The organism is Sphingobium sp., from assembly GCA_035196065.1.
Classification (GTDB): Bacteria; Pseudomonadota; Alphaproteobacteria; order Sphingomonadales; family Sphingomonadaceae; genus Sphingorhabdus_B; species Sphingorhabdus_B rara.
Genome location: CP136575.1, coordinates 2,812,826 through 2,839,427, shown reverse-complemented (window position 1 = coordinate 2,839,427; position 26,602 = coordinate 2,812,826). Strand labels below are relative to the sequence as shown.

General features: G+C 58.9%; 27 protein-coding genes. 16 read left to right on the top strand and 11 right to left on the bottom strand.

Features of this window, described 5'->3' with window-relative positions; all coding sequences use genetic code 11:
- Window positions 1-121: 121 nt before the first annotated feature.
- On the bottom strand, window positions 122-718 hold the full coding sequence (locus tag RSE16_13725; protein ID WRH75744.1) for an HD domain-containing protein: 597 nt from the start codon (window positions 716-718) through the stop codon (window positions 122-124).
- A gap of 93 nt (window positions 719-811) precedes the next feature.
- Here RSE16_13725 and RSE16_13720 point away from each other — a divergent pair, with 93 nt between their 5' ends.
- The 3 genes from RSE16_13720 to yghX are packed head-to-tail and all read left to right on the top strand — an operon-like array spanning window position 812 to window position 3,656.
- Complete coding sequence (locus tag RSE16_13720) at window positions 812-1,966, top strand: histidine kinase (protein ID WRH75743.1); 1,155 nt, start codon at window positions 812-814, stop codon at window positions 1,964-1,966.
- On the top strand, window positions 1,963-2,763 hold the full coding sequence (locus RSE16_13715; protein ID WRH75742.1) for a LytTR family DNA-binding domain-containing protein: 801 nt from the start codon (window positions 1,963-1,965) through the stop codon (window positions 2,761-2,763). The genes RSE16_13720 and RSE16_13715 overlap by 4 nt, the downstream gene beginning before the upstream one ends.
- Before the next feature lie 2 nt (window positions 2,764-2,765).
- Window positions 2,766-3,656: a YghX family hydrolase gene (gene yghX / locus RSE16_13710; GenBank protein WRH75741.1), complete on the top strand. Its 891-nt coding sequence runs from the start codon at window positions 2,766-2,768 to the stop codon at window positions 3,654-3,656.
- On the opposite strand, the gene tadA is transcribed toward yghX, so the two are convergent.
- Window positions 3,653-4,108, bottom strand: coding sequence for a tRNA adenosine(34) deaminase TadA (tadA, locus tag RSE16_13705; GenBank protein WRH75740.1), 456 nt, complete (start codon window positions 4,106-4,108; stop codon window positions 3,653-3,655). The two genes, yghX and tadA, sit on opposite strands and share 4 nt — an antisense overlap.
- Window positions 4,109-4,119: 11 nt before the next feature.
- The gene (locus RSE16_13700; GenBank protein WRH75739.1) at window positions 4,120-5,340 is read right to left on the bottom strand and encodes a penicillin-binding protein activator; all 1,221 of its coding nucleotides are present in this window, start codon (window positions 5,338-5,340) and stop codon (window positions 4,120-4,122) included.
- Window positions 5,341-5,380: 40 nt separating this feature from the next.
- Here RSE16_13700 and rsmI point away from each other — a divergent pair, with 40 nt between their 5' ends.
- From rsmI to RSE16_13680, 4 genes are read left to right on the top strand one after another with little or no spacing between them, the layout of a single operon-like run.
- Window positions 5,381-6,220 (top strand): 16S rRNA (cytidine(1402)-2'-O)-methyltransferase, encoded by an 840-nt coding sequence (rsmI, locus tag RSE16_13695; protein WRH75738.1) that lies wholly within the window; start codon window positions 5,381-5,383, stop codon window positions 6,218-6,220.
- Between the two features lie 44 nt (window positions 6,221-6,264).
- On the top strand, window positions 6,265-6,573 hold the full coding sequence (locus RSE16_13690) for a YraN family protein (GenBank protein ID WRH77368.1): 309 nt from the start codon (window positions 6,265-6,267) through the stop codon (window positions 6,571-6,573).
- Between the two features lie 18 nt (window positions 6,574-6,591).
- The gene (gene gshB / locus RSE16_13685; GenBank protein ID WRH75737.1) at window positions 6,592-7,548 is read left to right on the top strand and encodes a glutathione synthase; all 957 of its coding nucleotides are present in this window, start codon (window positions 6,592-6,594) and stop codon (window positions 7,546-7,548) included.
- 5 nt (window positions 7,549-7,553) lie between these two features.
- Window positions 7,554-8,201 (top strand): DedA family protein, encoded by a 648-nt coding sequence (locus tag RSE16_13680; GenBank protein ID WRH75736.1) that lies wholly within the window; start codon window positions 7,554-7,556, stop codon window positions 8,199-8,201.
- Here the strand turns inward: RSE16_13680 and RSE16_13675 are convergent.
- From RSE16_13675 to rph, 4 genes are read right to left on the bottom strand one after another with little or no spacing between them, the layout of a single operon-like run.
- Window positions 8,155-9,048 (bottom strand): tyrosine recombinase XerC, encoded by an 894-nt coding sequence (locus RSE16_13675; protein ID WRH75735.1) that lies wholly within the window; start codon window positions 9,046-9,048, stop codon window positions 8,155-8,157. The genes RSE16_13680 and RSE16_13675 overlap by 47 nt on opposite strands.
- A gap of 14 nt (window positions 9,049-9,062) precedes the next feature.
- Window positions 9,063-10,223, bottom strand: coding sequence for a radical SAM family heme chaperone HemW (gene hemW, locus RSE16_13670; protein ID WRH75734.1), 1,161 nt, complete (start codon window positions 10,221-10,223; stop codon window positions 9,063-9,065).
- Complete coding sequence (gene rdgB / locus RSE16_13665) at window positions 10,220-10,858, bottom strand: RdgB/HAM1 family non-canonical purine NTP pyrophosphatase (protein WRH75733.1); 639 nt, start codon at window positions 10,856-10,858, stop codon at window positions 10,220-10,222. Before rdgB ends, hemW begins: the two co-directional genes overlap by 4 nt.
- The gene (gene rph, locus RSE16_13660) at window positions 10,855-11,568 is read right to left on the bottom strand and encodes a ribonuclease PH (GenBank protein ID WRH75732.1); all 714 of its coding nucleotides are present in this window, start codon (window positions 11,566-11,568) and stop codon (window positions 10,855-10,857) included. The genes rdgB and rph overlap by 4 nt, the downstream gene beginning before the upstream one ends.
- Before the next feature lie 81 nt (window positions 11,569-11,649).
- Here rph and hrcA point away from each other — a divergent pair, with 81 nt between their 5' ends.
- The gene (hrcA, locus tag RSE16_13655) at window positions 11,650-12,693 is read left to right on the top strand and encodes a heat-inducible transcriptional repressor HrcA (GenBank protein ID WRH77367.1); all 1,044 of its coding nucleotides are present in this window, start codon (window positions 11,650-11,652) and stop codon (window positions 12,691-12,693) included.
- 63 nt (window positions 12,694-12,756) lie between these two features.
- Entirely contained in the window at window positions 12,757-13,323 is a 567-nt protein-coding gene (grpE, locus tag RSE16_13650) for a nucleotide exchange factor GrpE (protein WRH75731.1), read from the top strand.
- Between the two features lie 22 nt (window positions 13,324-13,345).
- Here the strand turns inward: grpE and RSE16_13645 are convergent, their stop codons facing one another.
- Window positions 13,346-14,014, bottom strand: a complete 669-nt coding sequence (locus RSE16_13645) for a CDP-alcohol phosphatidyltransferase family protein (GenBank protein WRH75730.1) — start codon at window positions 14,012-14,014, stop codon at window positions 13,346-13,348.
- Between the two features lie 29 nt (window positions 14,015-14,043).
- On the opposite strand from RSE16_13645, the gene RSE16_13640 reads away from it, so the two are divergent.
- Window positions 14,044-15,462 (top strand): MATE family efflux transporter, encoded by a 1,419-nt coding sequence (locus RSE16_13640; protein WRH75729.1) that lies wholly within the window; start codon window positions 14,044-14,046, stop codon window positions 15,460-15,462.
- Here RSE16_13640 and RSE16_13635 read toward each other — a convergent pair.
- Together RSE16_13635 and RSE16_13630 are read right to left on the bottom strand one after the other, a co-directional pair.
- The gene (locus tag RSE16_13635; protein ID WRH75728.1) at window positions 15,451-15,915 is read right to left on the bottom strand and encodes a vgr related protein; all 465 of its coding nucleotides are present in this window, start codon (window positions 15,913-15,915) and stop codon (window positions 15,451-15,453) included. The two genes, RSE16_13640 and RSE16_13635, sit on opposite strands and share 12 nt — an antisense overlap.
- A complete protein-coding gene (locus RSE16_13630) occupies window positions 15,915-16,454 on the bottom strand; it encodes a copper chaperone PCu(A)C (protein ID WRH75727.1) in 540 nt (179 codons plus the stop codon). Before RSE16_13630 ends, RSE16_13635 begins: the two co-directional genes overlap by 1 nt.
- A 191-nt stretch (window positions 16,455-16,645) precedes the next feature.
- On the opposite strand from RSE16_13630, the gene dnaK reads away from it, so the two are divergent.
- The 4 genes from dnaK (at window position 16,646) to RSE16_13610 (ending at window position 22,023) form a co-directional block, all read left to right on the top strand.
- On the top strand, window positions 16,646-18,550 hold the full coding sequence (gene dnaK / locus RSE16_13625) for a molecular chaperone DnaK (protein ID WRH75726.1): 1,905 nt from the start codon (window positions 16,646-16,648) through the stop codon (window positions 18,548-18,550).
- 124 nt (window positions 18,551-18,674) lie between these two features.
- Complete coding sequence (gene dnaJ / locus RSE16_13620; protein WRH75725.1) at window positions 18,675-19,808, top strand: molecular chaperone DnaJ; 1,134 nt, start codon at window positions 18,675-18,677, stop codon at window positions 19,806-19,808.
- Between the two features lie 101 nt (window positions 19,809-19,909).
- Window positions 19,910-21,109 carry a hypothetical protein gene (locus RSE16_13615; GenBank protein ID WRH75724.1) on the top strand — a complete coding sequence of 400 codons (1,200 nt, stop codon included), beginning with the start codon at window positions 19,910-19,912 and terminating at the stop codon, window positions 21,107-21,109.
- Window positions 21,110-21,129: 20 nt separating this feature from the next.
- Complete coding sequence (locus RSE16_13610) at window positions 21,130-22,023, top strand: MBL fold metallo-hydrolase (GenBank protein ID WRH75723.1); 894 nt, start codon at window positions 21,130-21,132, stop codon at window positions 22,021-22,023.
- Here the strand turns inward: RSE16_13610 and RSE16_13605 are convergent.
- Window positions 22,010-24,352 carry a patatin-like protein gene (locus tag RSE16_13605; protein WRH75722.1) on the bottom strand — a complete coding sequence of 781 codons (2,343 nt, stop codon included), beginning with the start codon at window positions 24,350-24,352 and terminating at the stop codon, window positions 22,010-22,012. The genes RSE16_13610 and RSE16_13605 overlap by 14 nt on opposite strands.
- A 133-nt stretch (window positions 24,353-24,485) precedes the next feature.
- On the opposite strand from RSE16_13605, the gene RSE16_13600 reads away from it, so the two are divergent.
- Together RSE16_13600 and radA are read left to right on the top strand one after the other, a co-directional pair.
- Window positions 24,486-25,145: a nitroreductase gene (locus RSE16_13600; GenBank protein WRH75721.1), complete on the top strand. Its 660-nt coding sequence runs from the start codon at window positions 24,486-24,488 to the stop codon at window positions 25,143-25,145.
- A gap of 87 nt (window positions 25,146-25,232) precedes the next feature.
- Complete coding sequence (gene radA, locus RSE16_13595; protein WRH75720.1) at window positions 25,233-26,597, top strand: DNA repair protein RadA; 1,365 nt, start codon at window positions 25,233-25,235, stop codon at window positions 26,595-26,597.
- Window positions 26,598-26,602: the final 5 nt, after the last annotated feature.

The window sequence follows — 26,602 nt, the reverse complement described above, 5'->3', positions numbered from 1 at the left end:
ACGGGGTTAATGGGGGATCGTGCCATCATTTGGGCACGCTTTCCTCCCTAACTGGCTAGACGCCAATACTGGGCCGTTCCTTCCGGAGCGGCCCTTTCTTTGGGCGAACGCAACCGCCGTTTCAGGCGGCGACCTCTTGCTCGGTCTTTTTATAAATGCTCTTCAGTGGCTTTTCGAAGAGCCGCATTACCATCGGCTCGAAAAATTCGAGTGGCAGTGTGTCATAATCGGGGTCGAACGCCGGGCAGTCATATTTGTCGATGAATTCCGCTGTGGCGTCGAAATATTTATGCCCACGAAACTGCTCGCGCATGTCGCGGTTGAGGCCGATGTGGTGGAAAAAGTTCACACCCTGAAAAATGCCATGATGCTCGACGATCCAATGCAATTCTTCGGAAACAAAAGGCTTCAGGATCGCGGCTGCGATTTCGGGGTGGTTATAGGCGCCCAATGTGTCGCCAATATCGTGGAGCAACGCCATCACGATATAATCTTCACTGCGCCCGTCGCGATAGGCGCGGGTTGCGGTCTGCAGGCAATGCGTCAGCCGATCGACCGGAAAGCCGCCATAATCGCCCGCCAGCAGCCGCAAATGGTCAAGAACCCGGGCCCCGCCGCCGCGCGCAAAGGGGACATGTTCGACCATGATCGCCTGCCAGTCTTCCTGCGTACTTTGCGACATATCGCTGAATGTCGCGCGGCTTTGTCCTTCAGCCATTTCTCTCTCCTGAAATCCTGACGAAAACTGTATCATAACGGTAATCGCAAACAAGGGCTTCATGCCGTTGCAGTTTCGCGCTAGACACTGGCAATGGCCGTGCTCGAACTTGGCGACAAGCCCTTTTTCTCTGACAAAAACCGCGCTTTCTGGAACCTGCATAGCATCGGGTGGGGGGGGGCTGCGATTTTGCGCAGTGCTTCGACCATCGCCAACGGCCAGCCGTTCAGCCTGCTGGTGCCGGTGCTGATTTCCGCGGTTACCGGATTTTCGATCTCGCTGATCCTTTCGGTCATTTTCCGCAACATCATCGATCGCCGGCCGATTATCACCTGGTCGATCACCGGGATATCGGTGACAGTGGCGACGCTGATCTATGGCTATGTCGATGTATGGGTCTTGCAAACGATCCGTGAAGGTGCGGATGAAACGCCTTTTGCGCAGCTATTGGTGGGCGCGATCTTCTTGAACGGGGTGCTGCTCGTTGCCTGGTCGGCGCTATACTATGCGATCAACTATTTCGTCCGTGCCGAGGAACAGGCTGACCAGCTTTTGCGGCTGGAGGCTGCCGCGACAAGCGCGCAGCTCACGATGCTGCGTTACCAGCTCAATCCGCATTTTCTTTTCAACACGCTCAACAGCATTTCGACCCTCGTGCTCTTGAAACAGACTGAGCAGGCCAATGCCATGCTCTCCCGCCTTTCCTCTTTCCTGCGCTTTACGCTGATCAACGAGGCCGCGGCGAAGGTATCGCTGGCGCAAGAGATTGAGACACTCAAACTCTATCTCGACATTGAAAAGATGCGGTTTGAAGAAAGGCTGCGCACGCATTTCAACTTCGACGAAAATGTCAGCGAAGCGTTGGTGCCCTCGCTTATGTTGCAGCCGCTGGTCGAGAATGCGATTAAATATGCCGTCACCCCGCAAGAGGAGGGGGCAGATATTTCAATTGATGCGCGCCGTGTCGGCGATCGGGTGCGGATAATCGTGTCAGATACCGGGCCGGGGTTGCAGGCCAGCCTGCCAGACCCCAAATTGTCAACCGGGGTTGGAATGGCGAATACGCGTGAACGATTGTTGCAGGCTTATGGGGACGACCAGCGCTTCGACAGTTACACCAGAAGCGGGGGGGGATTTGAGGTTGTGATAGAATTCCCCTATCAGACGAAAAACAGTGGGGGCGAAACGCAAGCTATCGAGGCAGCGGGCAAGACGCCAGCTGCACTGCAAGGAGCAGTGACCGCATGACTATCCGCACCATATTGGTCGATGATGAGAAACTCGCAATCCAAGGGTTGCAGATACGGTTGGAGCCGTTCGAAGATGTAGAGATTGTGGCAACGTGCCAGAATGGCCGCGAGGCGATCCGCAAAATCAAGACTTTGAAACCTGACCTGGTTTTCCTCGATATCCAGATGCCAGGATTTGACGGCTTTTCGGTCGTGCAGGGCGTGATGGACATTGATCCGCCGCTTTTCGTTTTCGTCACCGCCTATAGCGAACATGCAATTCGCGCATTCGAGGCGCAGGCAGTCGATTATTTGATGAAGCCGGTTGAGCCCGACCGTCTGGCCGACACGATGGAGCGTGTGCGCAATAGGCTCGCCACGCGGCGCAACGCAGATGAACTGGAACGGCTGCGCACTGTAATCAACGAAGTCGCGCCCGAAGCTGCTGAGAATATGCCCGCAGGTGAGGAAGAGGTTTCCACAGGCCGCTTTGAAAAGCTGATCAACGTGAAAGATCGCGGACAGATTTTCCGCGTCGATGTCGATACCATCGAACGGATCGAGGCAGCGGGTGATTATATGTGCATCATCACCGCCGATACCTCGCTGATCCTGCGCGAAACGATGAAGGATCTGGAAAAACGCCTCGACCCGAGGACATTCCAGCGGGTGCATCGCTCCAAGATCGTCAATCTCGATCTTGTCCGGCAGGTGAAGCCGCACACCAATGGTGAATGTTTCCTGATTCTTGAATCTGGCGCGCAAGTGAAGGTCAGCCGCAGCTATCGCGATGTTGTGGCACGCTTCGTTCATTGACGATGACCGAGCGTAAATCCGCAGCGGATTTCCATCCAGCCATCCTCGAAATCTTCGACGGCTATGTGCATGGCAAGCTGAGCAAGCGCGAATTCATTGAGCGTGCAGCGAAGTTTGCCGCCGCGGGCGTGACCGGGGCGATGATCCTCGATCAACTGGCACCCGATTATGCGCTGGCGCAACAGGTGAAGCCGGACGATCCGGCGATTCTTACCGAGCGGCCATCAGTTGTTAGCCCCAAGGGACATGGCAGGATTGCGGGCCTGCTCGCGATGCCCGCAAAGGCGCGCGGCAAGCTGGGCGCAGTGCTTGTCATCCACGAAAATCGCGGTCTCAATCCTTATATAGAGGATGTAGCGCGGCGATTGGCGAAGGCCGGTTATTTGGCCTTTGCGCCAGACGGGCTAACCTCTGTCGGTGGCTATCCCGGGAATGACGAAAAAGGACGTGAGCTGCAGGCGAAACTCGATCCCAAAAAGCTTTTCGAAGATTGGTTGGCGTCGTTTGACTTTCTGAAAACGCACAGCCGGTCGAGCGGGAAGGTGGGGGCGGTCGGTTTCTGCTATGGCGGCGGCATTTGCAACGCGCTGGCCGTTGCCTGCCCGGACCTTGCGGCCAGCGTGCCCTATTATGGCCGCCAACCCCGGCCCGAAGAAGTGCCAGCGATCAAGGCCCCGCTGCTGATCCAATATGCCGAGAATGACGAACGTATCAACGCGGGTGCAGGTCTGTATCAGGCGGCGCTGATCGCTAATCGCAAACGCCACCAGCAATATTTCTACCCGGGCACGCAGCACGGTTTCCATAATGATTCAACGCCGCGATATGAAAAGGCGGCGGCCGAACTGTCATGGCAACGCACGCTCGCCTTTTTTGAGGAGTATCTGCGCTAGCGGCGATCCCGGAAAAATGTGCGGAGCAAATCCGCGCATTCGGTTTCGCTGATACCGCCATATATTTCGGGTTTGTGGTGCACCGTCTGCTGCTCGAAAAGCCGGGGGCCATGTTCGACGGCGCCGCCCTTGGGATCGCTTGCGCCATAATAAAGGCGCGCGATGCGGGAATGGGCGATGGCGCCAGCGCACATGGCGCAGGGTTCAAGCGTCACCCACAGATCGCAACCAGTCAGCCTGTCGGTCCCTAGTGCCGCTGCAGCTTCGCGTAGCGCGACAATCTCGGCATGGGCGGTGGGATCATGCCCTGCGATCGGGCGGTTACCGCCGCGGCCGATGATCTGCCCGTCCTTCACAACGACCGCACCTACGGGCACCTCGCCGGCATCGGCCGCAAGGCGTGCAAGATCAAGCGCAGCCTCCATCATTTGCCGGGCTTGGGCGAGGGGCATATCTGCAGGGCCTATTTGGCGGTGGGAGTGAAGCCGCGCGGGGCCGGGTCCAGCACCCCATATTTGCCGGCCTGTACCTCGCGAACTTCCAGCGTACGTTCGGACATGCCATTGGCCGTAAAGCGGAACGCGCCGTCAATGCCAATAAAGCCGTCGGGATCGGTAAGGCGGCTGACCGGGAAACGGGTGCCGACTTTCCAATCCTGCGCGACGCGGGCGACCAGCAGGACCGAGTCATAGCCCAGGCTCGACAAGCGCGAGGGTGACTTTCCGAAACGTGTGCGAAATTTTTCCGAATATTGGCGGTACATCGTATCGGAAACAGTGGCGAACCAAGCGCCGCGCATCATCGGATTGGCAGTGATACTATTGTCGATATTCCACAGGTCGGTGCCCAAGATCTTGGCACTGGCAAGTCCTGCCTTGCGTAATGCGGGCACAGTCGCAATTGCAACCCGCCCGTTGTCGGCAATCAGAACGGCATCGACTGGACCGGCTGCAGCCAGTCTGCGCGCTGCGGCATCGATCGATACGGTGGAACCATCAATTTCCTGGATCGAGACCAGCGTACCACCGGCTGCGCGGACCGAATTGGTCAGGTTGGATAGCGCGCGTTGGCCATAGACCGACTTTGGCACGATCCCGCCAAATCGCGTTAGCCCTTGCGCCTTTGCATAGCGGATCACGCGGTCGATCGACTGGTTGGGCAGATGGCCCAGCAGAAAGACATTTGGCCCCGCGGCACCCACATCATTTGAAAAGCTGATCATGGGCACGCCCGCTGGCTTTGCGACATTGGCTACGGTGATCACATCGTCACTGCGCAACGGACCAAGGATTAGCCTGTTGCCGTCGGCAACTGCCTTGCGAACAGCAGCATCGACGCCCAATGCCGTGTCATAGGTTGTCATACGGATATTGGTGTTGCGCGTATCGAGCAGCGCCAGCGTTGTCGCATTGGCGATCGATTGGCCCATATCGCCGTCGCTGCCGGTGACCGGCAAAAGCAGCGCGACACGGTGGCGATCACCATCGGAAGCGACGACATTGGCGGGATCGGGGCTGACTACCGGCGGCGGGCCCACCGGTTTCTGTCCGCCTTTGGGCACGACTGACTGGCATGCCGCAAGAAACAGCAGTGCCATCAATGCTGCGGTTTGCCGTGTGATGTTCCGCCAATCCTTCGCGCGCGCTTGCGGCCGAGCGCTCATTGCTGCAATGGTCATGCTCATGTCTTCCCGCCCCCATGATTATCCAGATGCCGGACCAGAAATGGCCACAAAATCATTCGATTCGGGGCTTTATATCGTCGCTACCCCTATCGGCAATCTGGCAGATATATCACAAAGGGCCATCAATCTGCTGCGCGCGGCAGATCTGGTCGCGGTTGAAGATAGCCGCGTCACCGGCAAATTGCTGCACCATCTGGGCCTCAAGAAACGCATGCGGCCCTATCATGATCATAGCAGCGAGAATGATCGCGAAGACCTGTTGGCTGCTGCGCGCAACGGGATAGTTGTGCTGGTGTCCGACGCCGGAACGCCGCTGATTTCCGACCCCGGATACAAGCTGGTGCGCGCCGCACGCGAGGCTGGCATTCCGGTTTCCACCGCCCCCGGGCCAAGCGCCGCCATCGCAGCGCTGTCGATCAGCGGGCTGCCGACCGACCGTTTCTTGTTTGCGGGATTTTTGCCGAACAAGGCAAAGGCGCGCAGCGATGCGATTGCCGAATTGGCAGCTGTAAAATCTACGCTGCTCTTCTACGAAAGCGGCCCGCGCCTCGCCGTGACGTTGGCGGCACTGCATGATGGGCTGGGCAATCGCGACGCAGCCGTCGCCCGCGAACTGACCAAGAAGTTTGAGGAAGTCGTGACCGGCCCGCTCGACGAGCTTGCCGCGCGCTATGTCGAAGCTGAACCCAAGGGCGAAATTGTCGTGATCGTTGGCCCACCGCAAGAGGCACAAACCGAAGAGGGCGATTTTGACGCCGCCCTCGCTCTCGCGCTTGAAACGCTGCCGCCTGCCAAGGCCGCGAAGGAGGTTGCCAAACGGTTCGGGCTGGACCGGGCGGAGGTGTATGACCGGGCCATGGCAATCAAGGCCAAAAATTGAGCAACCGGCGCGAGCTAGCCGAGAAGCGCGGACGCCACGGAGAAATGGTTGCGGCGTGGTGGCTGCGCTTGCAGGGCTGGCGGATTGTCGGGCAAAGGCTGAAAACCCCATGGGGCGAGGTTGATCTGGTCGCGCGACGCGGAAGCACTATTGCCTTTATCGAGGTGAAAACCCGGGTGAGTGATGCGGATCTTGCCACGGCGATCGACGGATGGCGGCTGCGGCGGGTTGCGGCGGCGGCCGAACAATTGCTTCCGCGCTATGCAAAGGGTGCGGAAAATATGCGGATTGACGTGATATTGGTTGCACCTTGGCGTTTGCCGCACCATCTGGTCAACGTCTGGCATGGATAAGAGAGAAGAGGGCCCAACATGACATTGCGCGTCGCCGTCCAGATGGACCCGATGGACGGTATCAATATCCATGGTGACAGCAGCTTTGCATTGATGCTTTCTGCCCAGTCGCGCGGTTATTCCATCTGGCATTATGATGTAGGAACGTTGAGCCTTGATGCCGATGACCGATTGAGCGCCGTCGCGCATCCGGTGCATGATCTGCAACGCGTTGCCGGCGCGCATTATCGCTTTGGTGAGGCGCAAAAGATCGATCTGGGCCGCGATGTCGATGTGGTGCTGATGCGGCAGGATCCGCCATTCCATGTCGGTTATATCACTGCGACGCACCTTCTCGAACGGATCGAGCATGAAACGCTGGTCGTCAACAATCCGGTCAGTGTTCGCAACGCGCCTGAAAAGGTGATGGTGCTCGATTATCGCCGCTTCATGCCGCCGACGCTGATCACCCGTTCGGCCGACGAGGTGCGCGAATTCCAGAAAATGCATGGAGCCGTCGTGGTCAAACCGCTGCACGGCAATGGCGGCAAGGCGATTTTCCGTGTGCCGGCAGAGGGTGACAATCTGGGCGCGCTGTTTGAAGTGTTCAACACCACCTGGCCCGAACCGCATATGGTGCAGCCTTTCCTTCCCGATGTAGCAAAAGGCGATAAGCGCATTGTGCTGATTGATGGCGAGGTCGCAGGTGCGATTAACCGCCGCCCGGGCGAGGGTGAATTTCGCAGCAATCTTGCCGTAGGCGGCAGCGCCGAGGCGACCGAGCTTACGCCGCGCGAACAGGAAATCTGTGCCGCAATGGGCCCGCGCCTAAAGGAACTGGGCCTGATATTCGTGGGTATCGACGTGATCGGGGGCGAATGGCTCACAGAAATCAACGTGACCTCGCCCACTGGGATCGTTGCTATCGACCGTTTCAACGGCACCGATACGCCGTCGCAGATCTGGGACGCGATCGAGCGCAGACTGAAGAGATAAGATAGATGGAAGACTGGATTATCCGGCTGGTCGAATGGGCCGGTTACTGGGGCGTCGCAATGCTGATGCTCATCGAAACCGTGTTTCCTCCGGTGCCGTCTGAAGTGATCATGACGGTGGCAGGCGTTTCGGCATCGCGTGGCCATATGACCTTGGCAGGGACAATTGCGGCGGGAACTGCAGGTGCCATGCTTGGCAACTGGTTCTGGTATTGGTTGGCGATCAAGTTCGGCGAAAAGCGGATGAATATCTTCATCGACCGGTACAGTCGTTGGCTGACGCTTGACTGGGAAGAGGTTGAGCGCGGCCATGCGCTGTTCCGCAAACATGGATCGATCATCGTGCTTGTCGCCCGCATGATCCCCACGCTTCGCTCGTTGATCTCAATCCCTGCCGGGCTGTTTCAAATGTCACTGCGCCGTTTCCTGATATTTTCTACTATAGGGACGGCGGGCTGGAGTGCGGCGCTGGCCGGCGCGGGTTATTTCCTTGGCAGCCAGTTTGCAGATGTCGAAAAATGGCTGGGGCCATTGTCGACGCTGGTGATAGTCGCGATTATCGGCACTTACATCTGGCGATTGCTAAGCTGGAAGCCGAAACGGGGCGCTATTGCGCCCGCGGATGCGAATTCAGATACTCATCCAGAAGCATAGCCGTATCGACTGCCGTATAGACCTGCGTGGACGATAGGCTGGCATGACCCAGCAGTTCCTGCAACGATCGCAGGTCGGCACCGCCGGCCAGCAAGTGCGTTGCAAAACTGTGGCGCAGCGCATGCGGTGTCGTTCGCTCCGAAAGGCCCAACCGGTGGCGCGCGCCTTGTACCGTGCGGCGGATGAGCGCAGGGGAAAGCGGTCCGCCGCGCGCACCGCGAAACAGCGGTTCGCCCTTCGCCGTTGGATAGGGGCAGACGGCCAGATAGCCCTCGATGGCGGCGCGGACATTATCAAGCAAGGGAACGATGCGCGTCTTGTTCCGCTTTCCAGTTACGCGCAGTGTCTGGCCTAGAGGCAGCACGTCGCCAGTCAGGCCGGTCGCCTCGCTGACACGCAGCCCGCAGCCATAAAGCAACAGTAGGACCGCCCAGTCGCGGGCACCTATCCAGCCCTGAAGCGAGCTGTCCGCTGCATCGCCGGCGAGCGCGAGCACGGTTTCTGGATCGACCGGGCGCGGCAGGCTGCGCTGCACGCGCGGGCCTTTCATTGCGGGAATGGCTGCATCATCGCCCAATGCAAAGCGCAGGAAATTGCGCACGGCGGACAATTCACGCGCGGTCGACCGGTTGGCCAGACCGTCCCCGCGCCGCGCCGCAAGGAATGCGCGCAGATCGGCTGCGGTCAGCTTTGCCAGGGCAGGGCGGTCGATGGCCTGGCCCAGATGCTCGGAAAGAAAGTTGCACATGCGCTCCGCCGTTGCGACATAGGCGCGCACGCTATGCGCCGACCGCCTGCGATTGTCAGCAAGCCAGCTGCGATATTCGGCGATCATTGCATCGGCCATGGGGCGGGATGCTATCAGGCCTCGGGCGCCGGCTCAATCGCCACGATCTGTGGCAGGATCGCATCGAGCAGCGGAAAGCCTTTGGACGTGACCGAGACGTGCCGGCCGGCCCTGTGGACAAATCCAAGGACCTCCAATTTATCCACAGCCTTCCAATCGAGCAGGTCGCCGGAGTCGATTGAGAATCGGGCACTTAATGCTGAGATATCCACACCCTCACCCAAGCGTAGGCCCATCAGCAGTGCTTCCATGGCTTGCGTTTCACGATCGAGCGCATCCTCGCTTTTGAGGCCATGATCGTTACGCGCCACGGCGCTTAGGAAGTTTTCGGGCTTTTTGTGGCGCATCGTCGCCATCCCGCCGCGCCTGCCATGTGCGCCGGGGCCGACGCCTGCATAATCCTGATAGCGCCAGTAAGCGAGGTTGTGCCGGCTTTCATGGCCGGGTGCAGCATGGTTGCTGATTTCATAAGCCGGTAGGCCAGCCGACGCCGTCATTTCCTGCGTCATCACATAAAGATCGGCAGCTAGATCGTCGTCCAATGGCTGCCATTGCTGCTTGGCGACATCGGTGGCGAACCGTGTGCCGGCTTCGATGGTTAGCTGATAAAGCGACATATGCGTTGTGCCAAATCCGATGGCGCGGGCCAGTTCGCCCTGCCATTGGTCCGCAGTCTGGTTCGGACGCGCATAAATCAGGTCGATGCTGACTCGTTCGAAATGGCACTGTGCTGTCTCGAGCGCGGCTAGACTTTCATCGACGCGGTGTGCACGTCCCAGAAAGCCCAATATTTCGTCATCGAGCGCCTGCAGACCGAGCGATACCCGGTTGACCCCGGCGGCGGATAGCTCTGCAAAACGGGCTGCTTCGACCGACGATGGATTGGCCTCGAGTGTGATTTCAATATCGTTGGCAAAGCCCCAATGCGCCTCGGCCGCGCTGATCAAAGCAGCTGCTGTTGCGGGCGGCATCAGTGAGGGCGTGCCGCCGCCGAAAAAGATCGACCCGAGCTTACGGCCTTCTGTCAGCCGCGCCTCATGGGCCAGATCGGCAAGAAGCGCCGCTGCCCACGCCTGCTGGTCGACCGTGTCGCGGACATGGCTGTTAAAGTCGCAATAGGGGCATTTGGAAACGCAGAAGGGCCAATGGATATAGAGGGCGAGGCTATCGCTCAAAACAGCGCCTCAACCAGTTTGCGGAATGCGTCCGCCCTATGGCTCATCGCATGTTTTTCTGTCGGGTCGATTTCGGCGAAGGTCTGGTCGCGGCCCAAGGGCACAAACACCGGATCATAGCCGAAGCCGAGGGTCCCGCGTGGCGGCCAGGCAAGCGTGCCATGGACGCGGCCTTCAAAGACTTCCTCATGCCCGTCTGGCCAGACGAGCGCGAGCGTGCAGATGAAATAGCCGCTGCGATCAACATCAGGGCCCTGTTCGGCGAGTTTGCCTTCGACCTTGCCCATGGCAAGATACCAGTCGCGGCCCGGCCCGCCCAATGCCTGCGCCTCGAACCACTGCTTTTCGGACCAGTCGGCAGTGTAAACGCCGGGCGCGCCAGCTAATGCAGCAACGCACAGCCCGCTGTCGTCGGCAAGAGCGGGCAGGCCCGATCCTTTGGCCGAGGCATGCGCCTTTAACAGGGCATTTTCGGCAAAGGTCGTGCCCGTTTCCTCCGGTTCGGGCAGGCCAAGGTCGCCCGCCGAAACAGGCTCGATGCCAAAGGGCTCGAGCAGCGCGCGGATTTCACGGACCTTGCCTGCATTATGGCTGGCGATGACCAGCTTGCCGGGGGCGAGCTTTCGGTGGGTCACTTCACCGCTTCTTCCTGAGCAGTAAAGATCCGGTCGCAGCCCATGCGGGCAAGGCGAAGCAGGCGCAGCAGGGCTTCCTCATCATAAGGCGCACCTTCGGCGGTTGCTTGCGCTTCGGCGATTTTCCCGCCCTCGATCAGCACGAAATTGGCGTCGGCGTCTGCAGATGAGTCCTCGATATAATCGAGGTCGAGCACCGGCGTGCCCTGATGGATGCCGCAACTCACGGCAGCGACGCGGCCGGTGATCGGATCTTCCTTGACCTTCCCCTCAGCCATCAGCTTGTTCACGGCCAGACGCAATGCGATCCATGCGCCCGAAATTGCCGCCGTGCGGGTGCCGCCATCGGCCTGCAACACGTCGCAGTCGAGTGTGATCTGGAATTCGCCCAACTTCTTTAGGTCAACGACTGCGCGAAGGCTGCGCCCGATCAGTCGTTGGATTTCCTGCGTCCGGCCCGATTGTTTGCCCTTGGCCGCTTCGCGGCTTCCACGGGTATGTGTGGCGCGGGGCAGCATCGAATATTCGGCAGTGACCCAGCCTTCACCCTTGCCGCGCAGCCATGGCGGGATCCGGTCTTCAACACTCGCGGTCACAAGCACACGTGTGTCCCCAAATCCGATCAGCACGCTTCCTTCGGCATGTTTGGTGAAACCGGTCTCGATTGTAATGGCGCGCATTTCGTCTGGCGCGCGGCCTGAAGGACGCATTTTGATCTCCTGATAAGGGGTTTGACCGCGCCATAGCTTGGCGGCCTTGCTTTGCATAGCAGGCTCGCTAACTATTGGGGTGTGAACAATCCGCCTATCACCGAACTCAATGATCGCACGCGCACGATCTTTCGCATCGTCGTTGAAAGCTATCTGGAATCGGGCGCGCCGGTCGGCTCGCGCACGCTGTCCAAGGTCAGCGGCCTTAACCTCTCGCCGGCATCGATCCGCAATGTGATGCAGGATCTTGAAGAAGCAGGCCTCTTGGCCGCGCCGCACACCAGTGCCGGGCGAATGCCAACCGAGAGCGGTCTGCGACTATTCGTCGATGGCATGATGCACGCAGCCGAGCCGACTGCCGAAGAACGGCGCGCGATCGAATCGCGGTTGGAAGGCAATGGGCCAATAGAAAGCGCGTTGGCGGCGGCGACAGCGGCGCTATCTGGCCTTTCTGCCTGTGCGGGGGTGGTCTTGGTGCCCAAGCGGGAGGCGGTGCTGAAGCAGTTCAGTTTTGCCCGGCTGTCGGGCCGCCAGGCATTGGCGATCATGGTTGGCACTGATGGTACCGTCGAAAACCGGCTGGTGGAGATTGCAGCGTCTGTCAGCGACGGCGCGCTTGTCGAGGCGGGCAACTATATCAGCGCGCGGCTTTCCGGTTTGACCTTGTCAGACGCGCTGGCGCGGCTCGATGCGGAAATTCGCGGGCAAAAAGCGGCGCTCGATCAGGCAAGTGCCGATCTTGTGCGCAAAGGGTTGGCTGTCTGGTCACTCGATGCCAATGACCGACCGGTCTTGATTGTGCGCGGGCAATCGAACCTGCTGGATGATATCGCGGCGGCCGATCTTGATCGTGTTCGCCAGTTGCTCGACGAGCTTGAAAATACAGAGGAAATCGCCCGGCTGATCGACGGTGCACGCGAAGCAGAGGCGACACGCATCTTCATCGGATCGGAAAACAACTTGTTTTCGCTTTCGGGGTCGTCGGTGATTGCGGCACCTTATCGCGATCAGGGCGGAAAGATTGTGGGGGTCGTGGGTGTGATCGGCCCGACCCGCCTCAATTATGCGCGGATCGTGCCGATGGTCGATTTTACTGCGCAGGCTTTGGGCCGGTTGATGAAGTAACCCGCGCTTGATGAATGGTGGCAAGCGCCTATATGCGCCTACACACAGTTATTCGGGGCTTTTATGAACGACAAAAATACCAGTGACGCAGCTGCCGAGAAGGAACTTGATGGCGTGCCGGAGCATTTAAAGGCTGAGGACAGCGCCGCAGACAGCGCTGCGGAACATATGAACAAGCTTGCGGCTGAACTGGAAACGGCGCGTCAGGATGTGCTTTATGCGCAGGCCGAAGTGCAGAATGTGCGCCGCCGCATGGAAAAGGAAGCGGCAGATGCGCGCGCTTATGCCGCGACCGCATTTGCCCGCGACATTCTCTCCGTGTCCGACAATCTGACGCGTGCTTTGGAAGCGATCCCTGCCGAAATGCGCGAAGACGAAAAGATGAAGCCGCTGGTCACCGGGCTTGAAGCGACCGGCCGGGAGATGGAAAGCATTTTTGCAAAGCATGGCATCAGCCGCATCGCGGCAATGGGCCTCCCACTTGATCCTAACCAGCATCAAGCGATGGTCGAGATCCCGACCGCAGATGCCGAGCCGGGGACCGTGGTCGCCGAAATGCAGGCGGGATATATGATTAAGGATCGCCTGCTGCGCCCAGCCATGGTCGGCGTGGCCAAAAAGCCGGAATAGCCGCCTTAACTCGCAAGGGGCATCATTGCCCCTTGCGGAAAAGCTCCCGTCCCCATCTGGTCGTGTGAAACACGAAAATTCCGATCAATATTGTGCCCAGCACGACGGCAAAGATGTCGAAAGGCGAGAAAAGCTGCCCTGCGACCGGCCAGTGAATGCTGGCCTCTGGCCCCACAAGATACATGAAAATGGTCAGCACGATCAGCATCATCCGCACTTCGGTGGGGCCGCCGCCCAAATAAGTGAGATTCATCACCCCGAAGACCTTCGCCGAGATGAAGGTATGGATTGATAGCAACAGATAGCCGGCGAGGCCGAATAGCGCCGTGTCCATTCGCATATAGGGGCTAAGGCCCATGCCGATGATGAAAACGGTGTTGGCAAGCGCATCAAGGCTGTGGTCGATGAAATAGCCATAATTGGGCCGCTCGATCTTGCGATAGCGCGCCACGCTGCCGTCGAGTGAATCGCCGAACCAGTTAAGCCAATATCCAAAGACCGACAGCCAAAGCCAGTCACGGCCCCAATTGCTTGCCGTATAGCCCACGGCAATCAAAACCGCGCCGAAAAAGCCAATCGCGGTAAGCCTGTCGGGCGTCCACCAGAGCGGTAGTCGCTGACATATCCAGTTGAGCAGCCTGCGTTCGAGCCCTGCGGTCAGATTTTCTTGAATACGTTTCGGCGCAGTCAATCTGGAATCCTCATGAAAAAAGATGTCTGTTGCGCTTTTCCTGCCCTTCGCGCAAGCCCGCGCGCGTGATCGCTATGCTGAAACCTGAATGGCAAGACGAACTGCGCGCTACGGCGGCGCTGGCATGGCCGCTGGTGCTTACCAATCTGGCCATGACGATGATCGGCGCGACCGATGTGGTGATGGTCGGCTGGCTGGGGCCCACTGAACTTGCCGCTGCCTCGCTCGGCTTCAATCTCAGCATGATCTGCGCAATTTTTGCGATGGGTGTGCTCACCGCTACCTCGCCGATGATGGCGAGCGAAAGGGGACGCAAAACGCATAGCGTCCGCGATATACGTCGTACATTTCGTCAGGGACTGTGGCTGGCGCTTGCGATCATGGTCCCTGTCTGGGCGTTTCTATGGCAGACTGAGGCTATCCTGCTTGCCGTCGGCCAACAGGCCGAGCTTGCAGATAAGGCGCAGACCTATGTTCGGGCCTATATGTGGTCGATCCTGCCCTTCATGTGGCTGATCGTGACGCGCAATTTCCTCTCCGCGCTTGAACGGCCGCAATGGTCGCTGATCATCGGCGTTGCTGGCGTCTTTGCCAATGCGGGCTTCAACTATGTGCTGATTTTCGGGAAGCTGGGCCTTCCCGCACTGGGGATTGTGGGCGCGGGCGTTGGCAGTATTCTTGCCAATAGTTTCATGTTTGTCGGCATGGTCGCCGTTATCAGTCTGCACCCCAAATTTCGCCGTTATCGTCTTTTCGGTCGCTGGTGGCGCGCCGATTGGCCGCGCTTCCGCGCCTTGCTTTGGCTCGGCGTGCCGATCGGGATCACCATGGGCTTGGAGGGCGCAGTTTTTGGCGTTGCAGTTATGCTGATGGGGCTGATCGACACGGTGTCGGTCGCTGCACATGCAATCGCGCTGCAGATTGCGAGCGTGACCTTCATGGTGCCCATGGGGCTTGCACAGGCGGCAACGGTGCGGGTTGGCATCGGTTATGGCCGCAAAGACCCCGCCATGGTCCGGCGCGCGGGGTGGACAAGTTATGTCATGGGCACTGCCTTTATGGCGATGATGGCGCTATTGATCTGGACCTTGCCCGATCTGCTGGTTTCCATTTTTATTGATGCAAACGCCCCGCAAAATGCCGAGGTGGTCAAACTGGCGATCAGTTTCCTCGCAATCGCCGCGTTGTTTCAGATTGCCGACGGCGCACAGGTGGTGGGTGCAGGCATGCTGCGCGGGTTGCACGATACGCGCTGGCCGATGGCCTTTGCCGCGTTCGGTTATTGGGTGGTCGGTATCGGCGTGGGCGCCTGGCTTGCCTTTCGCGCGGGCTGGGGCGGGGTCGGAATCTGGACGGGGCTTGCGACCGGCTTGGGCATTGTTGCACTGATGATGCTCAGCCGTTGGCTGCTGCGCCACCGGCTTGGGCTGATTTCCTCAAAAGGGTAGAACTCCCTCATATTGGCTGAGGGGAGGTGCCCCCGGTATCTTTGCACCATTGCGCAACAGAAACATGTGCCGCACGATTTCCGCCTGCTGCTCAATGCCATAGCGTTGCAGCTTCCATCCCGGCTTCAGGCTATAATCATAGCGGCAGAAAGGGTGCCGTTTCAGTGGCAGGAATATGCCGGTCTGATGCTGCCATACATGCACGAGCTCGTGGATGAACAACCCTTGCAGTGATAAGTCGCGATCGCAGAAATCGTCGCAGAACAAATCATTCTTGGGATGGAACCAAAGATGCCCGTCGGGCGCCATGGTGATTCGAGGCGGCTGGAACCACCACCATTTGCGGTTGTGGATGCGCACCCGTTCATAATCGATGGCGTCGCCGAAAATCGACCGGGCAAGTGCAACCTCCCGGCCGGTCATGCTGCGCCCCGAAGGATGCGCCCCGAACATCAGTGGCCGCTATGCTCCCCATGATCGCCCTTGGGCGCTTCTGGTTTTGCAGGCGCGCTGGTCTTGCCGGTCTTTTCGTCGGGTTCGCTGCCGTCCATTTCCTCAACGCGCGCCTTTACCAGGATGCGTTCATTGTTCGAAAACAGGAACTGTGCCTCAACCTCGCCCAATCGGCGGCCGACCATATTGACGCCCCAAACCATCACATGCTTGCCGCCGCGCTTGAATTTGACCTTTCCGTCAACCGGGACTTTGACCCGATCAAGCTTGTTCATCGTCATTGCGCCGGTTTTCGGGTCAATCGCGCTTTCGTGCATTTCGGTGCGGATGACCGATGTCGAACTGACTGAGAGCAGATAGATTTCCTTGGGGCCACCAAGCACGGTGAAGTACATGGCTGAAGGATTGCTATCAACGGGGTTCAACTTGATCACCGCATCATGCACGCGCAATTGCGGCGTCGGCCCGCAGCTTGCCAGCATGGCAGCAAGAACCGGCATGGCCAGCAATCCCAAACGGCTCCGCATGTTCAATTGCATCTGATGCCTTTCCATTGTTTCATTTTCTGTTCAGAAACGGGCCATTGGCCCTGATCTTGCTCAATGTAGGTATGGCAGAGGCTTGTGCCAAGCAAATTGCCTCCTATATCGCCCTCGCATGTTTGGCTGCGGTGCCTGATAGGGCTGTCGGTCAAGAACAGGGCTAATCCAATTTTCGGGGTAATGAGAGAATGGCAAAAGTAATCGGTATCGACCTTGGCACGACAAACAGCTGCGTCGCCGTAATGGAAGGCGGGCAACCCAAGGTTATTGAAAATGCGGAAGGCGCGCGTACCACGCCGTCTGTCGTCGCCTTTGCAAAAGATGGTGAGCGCCTGATCGGGCAGCCTGCCAAGCGCCAGGCGGTGACCAATCCGGACAACACAATTTATGCGGTGAAGCGCCTTATTGGCCGCCGTTTCGATGATCCCATGACCAAGAAGGACATGGAGCTCGTTCCTTATAACATCGTCAAGGGCAAGAATGGCGACGCTTGGGTCAAGGCCGGCGGCGAAGATTATTCGCCTTCGCAGATCAGCGCCTTTACCCTTCAGAAGATGAAGGAAACCGCCGAGGCCTATCTTGGCGAAAAGGTGACGCAGGCCGTCATCACCGTTCCGGCCTATTTCAACGACGCCCAGCGTCAGGCAACCAAGGATGCCGGGCAGATTGCTGGCCTTGAAGTGCTGCGCATCATCAACGAGCCGACAGCCGCTGCGCTGGCCTATGGCATGGACAAGGACGAGAATAAGACCATCGCGGTCTATGACCTTGGCGGCGGCACGTTCGACATCTCGATCCTCGAAGTCGGCGACGGCGTTTTCGAAGTGAAATCGACCAATGGCGATACCTTCCTTGGCGGTGAAGATTTTGACAGCAAGCTGGTCGAATTCTTTGCAGCCGATTTTCAGAAGGCCGAAGGCATTGACCTGACCAAGGACAAGCTTGCCCTGCAGCGCCTTAAGGAAGCTGCCGAAAAGGCAAAGATTGAGCTGTCCTCGGCGCAGACGACCGAAGTCAACCTGCCGTTCATCACTGCAGACCAGAATGGTCCGAAGCACCTTGTGAAAAATATCAGCCGCGCCGACCTTGAAAAGCTGGTCGATGATCTGATCAAGCGCACGCTTGAGCCCTGCAAGAAGGCGCTCGCCGATGCCGGCCTAAAGGCGGACAATATTGATGAAGTCGTGATGGTCGGCGGTATGACCCGCATGCCCAAGGTGCGCGAAGTCGTGAAGAGCTTTTTCGGCAAGGAACCGCATGTTGGCGTGAACCCGGACGAAGTTGTTGCCATGGGCGCTGCCATTCAGGCTGGCGTGTTGCAGGGCGACGTCAAGGACGTGCTGCTGCTCGACGTGACCCCGCTTTCGCTCGGTATTGAAACGCTGGGCGGCGTGTTCACGCGCATGATCGACCGTAACACGACGATCCCGACCAAGAAGAGCCAGGTCTATTCGACCGCGGATGACAATCAGAATGCAGTGACGATCCGGGTTTTCCAGGGTGAGCGCGAAATGGCGGCAGACAACAAACTGCTGGGCAATTTCGATCTTGTCGGCATTCCGCCGGCGCCGCGTGGTGTGCCGCAGATTGAGGTGACCTTCGATATCGACGCCAACGGACTTGTCAGCGTGACCGCGAAGGATAAGGGCACCGGCAAGGAACAGCAGATCAAGATCCAAGCGTCGGGCGGACTCAGCGATGCGGACATCGACCAGATGGTTCGTGATGCCGAGCAGTTTGCCGAGGAAGACAAGAAGCGCCGTGAGGCAGCCGAGGCGAAGAACAATGCTGAAAGCCTTGTCCACACCACCGAGAAGCAGCTGGAAGAACATGGCGACAAGATCGATGCCAGTCTGAAGTCTGAAATCGAAGCTGCCGTGGCTGAAACCAAGACCGCGATTGAAGGCGGTGATCCCGAAGCAATGAAGGAAAAGGCCAACGCCCTTGCCCAGGTTGCGATGAAAATGGGTCAGGCCATCTATGAGCAGGAACAGGCAGCCGGCGGGTCGGCCGCTTCGACTGACGAAGCACCGGCTGATGACAATGTCGTCGATGCCGAATTTTCTGAAGTCGACGAAGACAAGAAGGACTGACACTCCATAAGTTCGCGCGTCCCGCAAGGGGCGGGATCCATTTTCTGCGGTTCGGTTTCGGATCGTTTACAATGGACTTCCGCCCTTGCAGGGACGCCGGATGGAGCTATGGGAGAAGCGGGCCTTGAGTCTGGACATCGATTATTACGAGCTGCTCGAAGTCGAGCGCGGCTGCGACGAGAAAGAGCTAAAAAGCGCCTATCGGCGCATGGCGATGCAATATCACCCCGATCGCAATCCGGGCAATGCAGAGGCAGAAGCACGCTTCAAGGCGATCAATGAAGCCTATGATGTGCTGAAAGACGCGCAAAAGCGGGCCGCCTATGACCGTTTTGGCAAGGCCGCCTTTGAACAGGGTGGCATGGGTGGCGGTGGTGGTGGCGGCCAAGGCGGCGGCTTTGCCGACTTTTCCGACATTTTCGAGAGCTTTTTCGGCGACGCATTTAGCGGTGGCCGCCAGCGTGGCCCGGTGCGCGGCGCCGACCTGCGTTATGATCTGGAAATCAGCCTTGAAGATGCTTTCAACGGTCGCTCCACCGAGATCGCAATCGACGTTGCGGCAAAATGCGGTGATTGCGAAGGCACCGGCGCAAAACCCGGCACCAGCACGCGGCGCTGCAATCTATGCGCAGGCCATGGCAAGGTGCGCGCGCAGCAGGGCTTCTTTGTCGTCGAACGAACCTGCCCGACCTGCCACGGCCGTGGCGAGGTGATCGAAAGCCCCTGCCGCAAATGCGGCGGTGATGGCCGGATTGATGAACGGCAAAAGATCGACGTGACGATCCCGCCGGGCGTTGACGAAGGCACACGCATCCGCGTTGCCGGCAAGGGCGAAGCGGGGCCCAATGGCGCACCTGCTGGTGACCTTTACATCTTCATCCACCTGCGACGGCACAAGGTGTTCGAACGCGACGGGACGACCCTGTTCTGCCGTGCACCGATCAGCTTTACCGTGGCGGCTCTGGGTGGCGAGATTGAAATTCCAGGCCCTGACGGCAGCAAACACAGTGTCTCGATCCCTGAAGGCATCCAGTCGGGCAAGCAACTGCGGGTACGCGGCGCCGGCATGCCGGTGCTCCAAGGTCGGGGCAGGGGTGACCTTGTGATCCAGATTGACGTTGAAACGCCGACGCGGCTTTCGGGGCGACAGAAAGAGCTGTTGCGCGAATTTCGCGAGACCGAAACTGGCGACGAATGCCCACAATCGCGCGGGTTTTTCGATAAGGTCAAGGAATTCTGGGACGATCTGACCGATTGATCGCCGTATCTTGGCGATCATCTATTGCAACGTAAAATCTGCCCGCGCTTACAAGACGCGGCTCTTCCGCAGTGATAGCATCACACCGCAGGAGCGAGTCGATGGCGGTCAGCAGGTTCGGCAAAAGGGATGTTTTGCGCATCACGGCAGGCGGCGGCGCGGCGCTGCTGTTCGGTGGCCGGATATTTGCGCAGGACACAAATGTCCTTGGTCTTGATCTGCCGCGGGAAATCAGCGAGCTGATCCCGCGAAAGCCGCTCAACTATCTGCGCCTCGCAGAAAGCCTGCTGGCGCTCGAACGCGAAGCGGATGCCAAAAAATTGCCCCAGTCCCCCTTGGCATTGGGCAAGGGCCAATCGCTGGCCGATGTTGCGGATTCGCTCTACCGATTTGCCATGCCGCGCCTTGTGGCGTTGATCGATCGGTCGGAAAAGATCGATCCGACATTTGCTGACAAGGCGGGCGAATTGCTTGCCGAACTGCATCTCAATCAGCATGAACTGCCCGATTTGCTGCGCCTCAATCCCTCGGGTGTCGACATGTCCCCATTGCCGACCGGGAAATTCCGTTTCTTCGTGCAGCCTGAACCTCCACCGGAAATCATTTTTCAGCCGGGTGTGCCGCCGGGGATGGAAACCTCGCCACCGGTTGAACCCGCCCGCCCGGTGCCTGATGCCGGTCCGGCTGATGACAGCAGCGAAGTTCCGTTGAGCCGCGCGCGCGATTATGCCAGCCTCAAAGGCGAATATGGCCGTTTGTTCCGGACGTTGCAGCTTCGGCCACAATTTGCCGAAAGCGCCGGCTGGCATCTTGCGATGATGCGCAGGTCGCGAGACCGTTATGAAAATGTCGGTGGCTCGACTGGCGTGCCCTGGTACTTCATTGCCGTGACACACGCGTTGGAGGCGAGCTTCAATTTCCGCGCCCATTTGCACAATGGTGATTATCCGCTCACGGCGCGCACGCGGCAGGTGCCGGCAGGGCGACCGCTGAAATGGCTGCCACCGACCGATTGGGAATCCAGTGCGCTCGACGCCATGCGCCTGCTCGGCTTTACCGACCAAAATGACTGGAGCCTTGAACGCACGCTCTACCGGCTCGAGGTTTATAACGGACTTGGCTATCGTGGGCTCGGGGTGCCGACCCCATATCTATGGAGTTTTTCGAACCATTATGATCGCGGCAAATATGTTGCCGATGGAAAATTCAGTGCAACTGCGCGATCCCAGCAATGTGGTGCTGCGGTGATGCTGAAACTGCTTCAGGATGCTGGTGAAATTAAGTTAGATCCTGCGACCTGATATTTTCGAGGAGAGTTGCCATGCCGAAGCCAACCATCGCCCTATCGCTGTCTATCGTCGCCCTCACCAGTGTCGCACAGGCGCAGCAGGATATGAGCAAGGTTGAAATCAAGGCCGAACAGCTTTCGCCCGGTGTCGCGGTGTTGTTTGGCGCGGGCGGCAATATCGGCGTGTCCTATGGCGAGGATGGGACGGTATTGATCGATGATCAGTTCGCGCCGCTCACCGGGAAAATCCAGACGGCGATTGCAGGACTTGGCGCCAATCCGGTCAAATTTCTGATCAATACCCATTGGCATGGCGACCATACCGGTGGGAACGAGAATTTCGGTAAAGCCGGCGCGGTAATCATGGCGCATGACAATGTTCGTGTGCGCATGGCGAGTGACCAGAAAACCGGTTTTGGTGAGGTTAAAGCGAGCCCGAAGGCGGCGCTGCCGGTGATCACTTATGCAGAGGGATTGAAACTGCACCTCAATGGAGAGGAAGTGCGCGTGGTTTCGGTGCCTCCGGCGCATACCGACGGGGATAGCATCGTCCATTGGACGAAATCGAACGTCATCCATATGGGCGATCTGTATTTCAACAAGGTGACCTTTCCGTTCGTCGACAGGAGCAGCGGCGGGGATGTGCGCGGCGTCATTATTGCTGCCGATAAGGCGCTGGCAATGGCGGATGATGCAACCAAAATCATCCCCGGCCATGGGCCTGTAGCGACGAAGGCCGACCTCAAGGCCTATCGTGACATGGTGTCGGAGATTGTCAGTCGGGTGGAGAAGGCTGCCAAGGAGGGCAAAACTCTTGCCGAAGTGAAGGCGATGAAGCCTGCCGATGGCTTTGGCGTGGATACCAATGGCTTTATCACTGCGAACCGCTTTGTTGAAACCGTCTATGCGACAGTCAAGCCGGACTGAGCGCTGCAATTTCGGCGCGTAGTTCCGTGATTAACGGGCCGATCTGCCCGAGCCGCGTTTCTTCCCCGTCAAGGACGGCGAGAAATGCCCTTTTCTTGAGTTTCAGCACGACTGTAGGGTCGAGCGGAGTCGTGCCCGTCATTGAGGAATGGACGATGTCGACCAAGCGGTCGATCCCATGCAGCCGTCCCCAAAGATAGTCATTTTCGCGATAGGCACGGCTGAAAAATGCGCCGAAATTGTTGAACTCTATGCCCTTGAGCGTGGCCGCAGCGCCGCCGGGGCGGATGGTTGCCGCATCATCGGGCGAGATGCGATCGACCTTTACGGGATCAAATTCATCCTGCCCTTCACCTTGGAGCAGGGGCAAAGTCGCGATGTCATAAAGTATATAACCGAGATAGCCGAGCAGGATGCTCCGCCCGGCCTCGTCTGAAATGGCTGCCATGGCGGCGTGGATTGCGGCATCGGTTGCACTGTCGGCGGTATCCAGCTTGCGCTTGCTGGCGAGTTGATCAAGCAGCTTTGCCGGGTTGGCAACGCCTTCGCGCACCGCCTCTGCCACATCCAGACCCAGAAACTCTGCAGTTTCGGCTTCGAGAAAATAGGACAGCGATGAATAAATGGCGTGGCGCAGCGTATCTGCCGCAGCAGGCGACAGCTTACCTTTCCCTTCAATATCTTCTGCAAGCCGCCGCGCCAGAAACCGTAGTCGCCTGATGCGGAAACGGACATCCTGATCGCGGAAGAAGCCGATCGACGCCTCTGCGGTTACCTCGCCCCGCTTGCCCGTCATCCGGTCAAGCCCGCGGCGGCATATTTCGTCCCAAAGCGATGTGCGCAAGGCTTGGAAATGCTGCTGACTGCCCTCTGGCCAAGCGCGGCGGGCGGTTGCCAAAATATCGTCGAGCACGCCAATCAGGCGAAGATGGGCATATGCGGGATAGCTATAGCCAGTTGCCGCCGCTGATTTTCGCGACATGGTCAGCCGCCATTTGCCCAGCCTTTCGGTGGTCGGCTTGGAGAGGAACCACGTCTTGCCGAGCATGGTTTCGATCATCGCTTCGACCTCGACCTCAAGATGCTCGGTGATTTCCCGCATGCGCTCAATGCGGCGGGATCGGTCTTCGATCATGTTCAGGCTTTCGCGTATCGGTTGTTCGCGGGGTATGTCCGATGTTGCACCAAAGATGGTTGCGAAAAAGCCGGGGGGTTTGGCGGGGCGTTCATCGGCCTGTCCGCGCCCCCGGATGCGGAAGCTGGGCAGGCCGGGTTTCGGGTCGATATAAACGAAGCGCCGGTCGACTTCGCGCCGTGCCGGCCGGTTGCGCAGTGCGCTGATCGCCTGGGAAAAGGGCGCATTGGCCAACACCGATCCGTCAATAAGGAAGGTCGAATCGAGCGTGCCGGCGGCAAATTGCTGCGGTAAGATGCGCTTTAGAAAACTGTCCCGTCCATCCCATATCGTGCCCTTGCTTTGCAAAAGGCCCTCCATTTCGCGCACATTGAATGGTGGGAATGCGCCCGGGAAGCTGGCCGTCGCCCTTGCGGCGAAGGCAAGTTCGATGGGGTTTGCCAATTTGCCCCTATCTTGCCCGCGCGTTGAAAAGCCGATGGTGATCCGATGTTCATTTTCAGTAACATTGGCCGGGCTGTTCAGCACCAGCTGTTCGCGATGACCGTGAAAATCGGTGACGGTGACATATAGGTCGAGCGGCTGCCCAGCCGGCAATAAAGGCGCCGAGGCCGCCTTTTCCGCCATGGCATTCAGCGCATCCAGCAGAAGTGCGGAAAATCCGCGCCCGCCAAAGGGCGGCTGAAACCAACGGGCGCGCACGAAACCGGACAGCTTGGTCGCGACCTCGTCCTGCGCCTCTTTCGCGACTGTGCGTGCAACCGCACCGCCGCGTCGCCGCAGGATTGCCCAGGCAATGGGCGCAGCCCAGAATTTAGAGAAACGCGACAGCGGCCGCGCATCGGGATCGAGCAGCACTTCGACATCGGCATTTTTCAGCCACAGGTCGGTCAGTGGTTCCAGCGACTGACCGGTGACGATCGCTTGCGAGAGGAACACGCCATTGATGCCTCCCGCACTCGCCCCGGCGATGATATCCGTCAAAACGCGCAGGCGCGTGCCCGATGTCTCTTCGATTAGCGACAGCAGTTCCCGATAAACATCCTCGCTGCCACCTTCTGAGGGCTGATCCTCCAGAAAGGCGCGGCTGGCGCGCACCAAATGCCAGATTTCGCGAGTGATTCCATGCATATAGACTGCAAGGCTGACCCCGCCATAGCAGATAAGGGCCAGTCGCAGTTCCTTTTCACGCATAAGGGAAATGTGGCAGCGTGGGCACAGCCGCGCAAGGGGCGTTTGCTCCGCTTGCAGATACCGCCTTTCGGCCTATTGATCGCGACCGTCATTTTGCCTACCGCGCTACGGTACTTATCAGGGGAAATTGAAAATGCTTGTTTCCGAAGCCGTTGCCACACGCCGCTCCGTTCGTGCCTATTTGGACAAAGCTGTGCCGCTCGAGATCATCGAACGTATCCTTGAACGTGCACGGATGGCGCCTTCGGGTTGCAATTTTCAGCCATGGGAATCCCATGTACTGACCGGCGCGCCGTTGAAGGCGCTTCAGGATCGACTGATGGCAAGCCAGCCCGACGATCCGATGGACTATGATTTTTCCGAACCCGGCAAGCATGACAAATATAAGGTGCGGCTGCAGGCTGTTGGCGCTGCAATGTATGGGGCGATGGCCATCGCCCGTGATGATGGCAAGCAGCGGTCAGATTTCGTCCAGTCCAACCTTGTCTCCTTCGGTGCGCCAGTGCTGCTGCTTTGCCATTTCCCCAAATTCATGAAGGAAGCGCAATGGTCTGATACCGGCATGTGGCTGCAGACGATCATGCTGCTTTGCCGGGAAGAAGGCCTCGATACCTGCCCACAGGAATATATGGGCATGTATGGCAAGACGATCAAAGACCAGCTCGGGCTCGGCGAAGATCAGTTGCTCTTCTGCGGCCTAGCCATTGGCTATCGTGACGAGAGTGATGCCGTGAACGGTTTCCAGCGTGAACGCGTGCCGCTGAATGAGCAGGTGACCTTCCTCGGCTTTTGATCTGACATCGCAAATGCCGGCTAAGATATAGGCTGAGCCGACAAATTCGCTCTGGCGTTCCCTCTATGTTCTGATAGATAGTCGGTCATGGCGAAACCCAAAAAGCGTTATGTCTGTCAGGAATGCGGCACTGTCTCGCCCCGTTGGCAGGGCCAGTGCGAGGATTGCGGCAATTGGAACAGCCTTGTCGAAGAGGCTGGAGCCACCGTCTTCGAAGCGAAGCATCATCTGGCAAGTGGTGGCCGCGATCTGGGGCTTGTCGGCCTGAACAGCGATATTGCGCTGCCGGAACGTGCCTCGACGGGCATTTCCGAATTTGACCGTGCATTGGGCGGTGGGTTGGTTGCCGGCTCCGCAACGCTGCTGGGCGGCGATCCGGGGATCGGGAAATCGACCTTATTGTTGCAGACAGCGGCGAACCTGGCGCTTCGCGGGCTTGATGTTGTCTATGTCTCGGGGGAGGAAGCCGTCGATCAGGTTCGGCTGCGCGCGCGCCGGCTCGGCCTTGGAGAGGCACCGGTGCGGCTCGCCTCGGCAACTTCGGTGCGTGATATTTTGACGACGCTGGGTCAGGCCGCGCCGCCGGCCTTGCTGATTATAGATTCGATCCAGACTATGCACAGCGATCTGATCGAAGGCGCGCCGGGAACGGTCAGTCAGGTGCGCGCATCGGCACAGGAGTTGATCCGCTTTGCGAAGGAACGCGGCAGCGCGCTGATGCTGGTCGGCCATGTTACCAAGGATGGCAGCATCGCGGGGCCGCGCGTCCTTGAACATATGGTCGATACGGTGCTCGCCTTTGAGGGCGAACGCAGCCACCAATATCGGATCCTGCGCGCGAACAAGAACCGCTTTGGCGGGACCGATGAAATCGGGGTGTTCGCAATGGATGACAAGGGGCTGGCAGAGGTGGGCAACCCGTCCGCGCTGTTCCTGACCGACAGGGCGGAGCAGGTGACGGGCGCTACTGTCTTTCCGGCGCTCGAAGGCACGCGTCCCGTGCTTGTCGAAATTCAGGCGTTGACGGTGCGGCTGTCAAGCGGGGCAACACCTCGGCGCGCGGTCGTCGGATGGGACAGCGGCCGGCTGGCGATGATCCTTGCCGTATTGGAGGCGCGCTGCGGGCTCAGCTTTGCGACCGCCGAAGTCTATCTCAACATTGCAGGGGGGTATCGAATTTCCGATCCGGCCGCCGATCTGGCGGTCGCAGCTGCACTGGTTTCGGCGCATTCGGAACGGCCGCTGCCCTCGGATTGCGTCCTGTTTGGTGAGGTTGCGTTGTCTGGCGAGATACGCCCGGTCGCCCATGCGGCGCTGCGGTTGAAAGAGGCGGCGAAGCTTGGTTTCCAGCGTGCGCTGGTGCCGCCTTCGGTCGCTGGCCATGATGATTTGACGGTGAAGCCGTTCCGCACGCTCGCCAATCTCGTTGACCATGTGCTTGGACGGGACTAGCTAAA

Excerpts from the sequence above, each read along its gene's own strand:
- RSE16_13725 (WRH75744.1), bottom strand. The coding sequence starts at position 718 with ATGGCTGAAGGACAAAGCCGCGCGACATTCAGCGATATGTCGCAAAGT.
- RSE16_13720 (WRH75743.1), top strand. The coding sequence starts at position 812 with ATGGCCGTGCTCGAACTTGGCGACAAGCCCTTTTTCTCTGACAAAAAC.
- RSE16_13715 (WRH75742.1), top strand. The coding sequence starts at position 1,963 with ATGACTATCCGCACCATATTGGTCGATGATGAGAAACTCGCAATCCAA.
- yghX (WRH75741.1), top strand. The coding sequence starts at position 2,766 with ATGACCGAGCGTAAATCCGCAGCGGATTTCCATCCAGCCATCCTCGAA.
- tadA (WRH75740.1), bottom strand. The coding sequence starts at position 4,108 with ATGCCCCTCGCCCAAGCCCGGCAAATGATGGAGGCTGCGCTTGATCTT.
- RSE16_13700 (WRH75739.1), bottom strand. The coding sequence starts at position 5,340 with ATGAGCATGACCATTGCAGCAATGAGCGCTCGGCCGCAAGCGCGCGCG.
- rsmI (WRH75738.1), top strand. The coding sequence starts at position 5,381 with ATGGCCACAAAATCATTCGATTCGGGGCTTTATATCGTCGCTACCCCT.
- RSE16_13690 (WRH77368.1), top strand. The coding sequence starts at position 6,265 with ATGGTTGCGGCGTGGTGGCTGCGCTTGCAGGGCTGGCGGATTGTCGGG.
- gshB (WRH75737.1), top strand. The coding sequence starts at position 6,592 with ATGACATTGCGCGTCGCCGTCCAGATGGACCCGATGGACGGTATCAAT.
- RSE16_13680 (WRH75736.1), top strand. The coding sequence starts at position 7,554 with ATGGAAGACTGGATTATCCGGCTGGTCGAATGGGCCGGTTACTGGGGC.
- RSE16_13675 (WRH75735.1), bottom strand. The coding sequence starts at position 9,048 with ATGGCCGATGCAATGATCGCCGAATATCGCAGCTGGCTTGCTGACAAT.
- rph (WRH75732.1), bottom strand. The coding sequence starts at position 11,568 with ATGCGTCCTTCAGGCCGCGCGCCAGACGAAATGCGCGCCATTACAATC.
- grpE (WRH75731.1), top strand. The coding sequence starts at position 12,757 with ATGAACGACAAAAATACCAGTGACGCAGCTGCCGAGAAGGAACTTGAT.
- RSE16_13635 (WRH75728.1), bottom strand. The coding sequence starts at position 15,915 with ATGTTCGGGGCGCATCCTTCGGGGCGCAGCATGACCGGCCGGGAGGTT.
- RSE16_13630 (WRH75727.1), bottom strand. The coding sequence starts at position 16,454 with ATGCAATTGAACATGCGGAGCCGTTTGGGATTGCTGGCCATGCCGGTT.
- dnaK (WRH75726.1), top strand. The coding sequence starts at position 16,646 with ATGGCAAAAGTAATCGGTATCGACCTTGGCACGACAAACAGCTGCGTC.
- RSE16_13615 (WRH75724.1), top strand. The coding sequence starts at position 19,910 with ATGGCGGTCAGCAGGTTCGGCAAAAGGGATGTTTTGCGCATCACGGCA.
- RSE16_13610 (WRH75723.1), top strand. The coding sequence starts at position 21,130 with ATGCCGAAGCCAACCATCGCCCTATCGCTGTCTATCGTCGCCCTCACC.
- RSE16_13605 (WRH75722.1), bottom strand. The coding sequence starts at position 24,352 with ATGCGTGAAAAGGAACTGCGACTGGCCCTTATCTGCTATGGCGGGGTC.
- RSE16_13600 (WRH75721.1), top strand. The coding sequence starts at position 24,486 with ATGCTTGTTTCCGAAGCCGTTGCCACACGCCGCTCCGTTCGTGCCTAT.
- radA (WRH75720.1), top strand. The coding sequence starts at position 25,233 with ATGGCGAAACCCAAAAAGCGTTATGTCTGTCAGGAATGCGGCACTGTC.